Here is a 2,305-nt window from a genome sequence, read left to right on the forward strand (position 1 = left end):
CTCCCACCCCGTCCCGCTCCCGCCGTAGGATTTGGGCATGGAGACCCCGCCGGACCGGAAGCCGCTCCATGCGTACCCCGATCACTGGGAAGCGGACGTCGTGCTGCGCGACGGGGGCACCGCCCGCATCAGGCCCATCGCCGAGGACGACGCCGAACGGCTGGTCGGTTTCTACGAGCAGGTCTCCGACGAGTCGAAGTACTACCGGTTCTTCGCGCCCTACCCGCGCCTGTCCGCGAAGGACGTCCACCGGTTCACCCACCATGACCAGGTGGACCGCGTGGGGCTCGCGGTGACGGTGGGCGGGGAGTTCATCGCGACCGTGCGGTACGACCGCATCGACGAGCGCGGGATGCCCGCGTCCGCGCCCGCCGACGAGGCCGAGGTCGCCTTCCTGGTCCAGGACGGCCACCAGGGACGCGGGATCGCCTCCGCCCTGCTGGAGCACATCGCGGCGGTCGCCCGCGAGCGGGGCATCCGGCGCTTCGCCGCGGAGGGCCTGCCCGCCAACACCAAGATGATCAAGGTCTTCCGGGACGCCGGATACACGCAGAGGCGCAGCTTCGAGGACGGCTCGGTGCGGCTCACCCTCGATCTCGAACCGACCGCGGAGTCCGTGGCGGTGCAGCGTGGCCGTGAGCAGCGGGCCGAGGCCCGCTCGGTGCAGCGGCTGCTCGCGCCCGGGTCGGTCGCCGTCGTCGGTACGGGACGCGCGCCAGGCGGCGTCGGCCGTACGGTCCTGCGGAATCTGCTCGGCGCGGGCTTCACCGGCCGGATGTACGCGGTCAACCACGCCTTCGAGGAGGACAGGGCCGAGATCGACGGCGTCCCCGCGGTGCGGTCCGTCGCGCGGATCGGCGGACCCGTCGATCTCGCGGTGCTCGCCGTACCGGCGGAGCGGGTGCCGGAGGCGGTCGCGGACTGCGGCGAACACGGTGTACGAGGGCTGGTGGTCCTCTCCGCCGGCTACGCGGAGAGCGGTCCCGAGGGCAGGGAGCGGCAGCGCGCGCTGGTGCGGCAGGCCCGTTCGTACGGAATGCGGATCATCGGCCCGAACGCGTTCGGGATCATCAACACCGCCGACACCGTACGGCTGAACGCGTCCCTCGCGCCGGAGCCGCCCGGGCGCGGGCGCATCGGTCTGTTCACCCAGTCCGGCGCGATCGGGATCGCGCTGCTCTCCGGGCTCTACCGGCGCGGCGCGGGCCTGTCGTCCTTCGTCTCGGCGGGCAACCGCGCGGACGTGTCGGGCAACGACATCCTCCAGTACTGGTACGAGGACCCGGACACCGATGTCGCGCTGCTCTATCTCGAATCGATCGGCAACCCGCGGAAGTTTACCCGGCTCGCCCGGCGCACGGCGGCGGTGAAGCCGGTCGTGGTGGTCAAGGGCGCGCGCCACAGCGGCAGCGCGCCGCCCGGGCACGCGGTGCCGGTCACCCGTATCCCGGACGCGACGGTCTCGGCGCTGATGCGGCAGGCCGGGGTGATCCGGGTGGACACGGTCACCGAACTGGTCGACGCGGGGCTGCTGCTGGCCTACCAGCCGCTGCCGGCGGGACCGCGCGTCGCGATCCTCGGCAATTCCGAGTCGCTCGGTCTGCTCACCTACGACGCCTGCCTCACCGAGGGCCTGCGCCCGCTCCGCCCTCGCGACCTCACGACGGGGGCGACGCCGGCGGACTTCCGCACGGCGCTCACCGACGCCCTGTCCGACGACGCGTGCGACGCGGTCGTGGTGACCGCGATCCCGCACGTCGGCGAAACGGGCCCGCCCGACCCCGTCGGCGGCGGCGCCCTGGGCGCGGCCCTCCGCGAGGCGACCGCGCACACCCCGCCGAAGCCGGTCGTGGTGGTCCACGTGGAGGTCGACGGCCTGCCGGAGGCACTCTCACCTCCCGCGACGCCGGGCCCTCCCGCGACGCCCGGCCCGCCGGGCTCGGCCGCCGGACCCGGCGATGGTGCCGCGCCGCCCCGTCCGCCCGGCGAGGGCGGCGGGCCCGGCGCCGTCTCGCGGATTCCCGCCTATCCCGCCGCCGAGCGGGCCGTGCGGGCGCTGGGCGAGGCCGTGCGGTACGCGCGGTGGCGCCGGGAGGCCGGGCGGCCCGGGAAGGTGCCCGAGGCCATCGACGACGCCATCGACCAGGGCGCCGCCGCCGCGCTGATCGAGCGGCTGCTCGCCGAGGACACCGGTCCCCGCGCCGCGCGTCCCGGCCCTGCCGGGTCACGGCATCTCGCCGCGCCTCCGGAGCCGGCCGAGCACGGCCGGTCCACCGACCCCGGTCCGCCGCCTCGCGAGGCGGCG

At 75.2% G+C, this 2,305-nt stretch carries 1 protein-coding gene; it reads left to right on the forward strand.

Annotated elements, in window-relative coordinates:
• Nucleotides 1-37 precede the first annotated feature (37 nt).
• On the forward strand, nucleotides 38-2,305 hold a 2,268-nt coding region (locus tag BFF77_RS30790; RefSeq protein ID WP_079125643.1), incomplete at its 3' end, for a GNAT family N-acetyltransferase.

The sequence above is a fragment of the Streptomyces lushanensis genome (assembly GCF_001700515.1).
In the GTDB taxonomy this organism is placed as follows: Bacteria; Actinomycetota; Actinomycetes; order Streptomycetales; family Streptomycetaceae; genus Streptomyces; species Streptomyces lushanensis.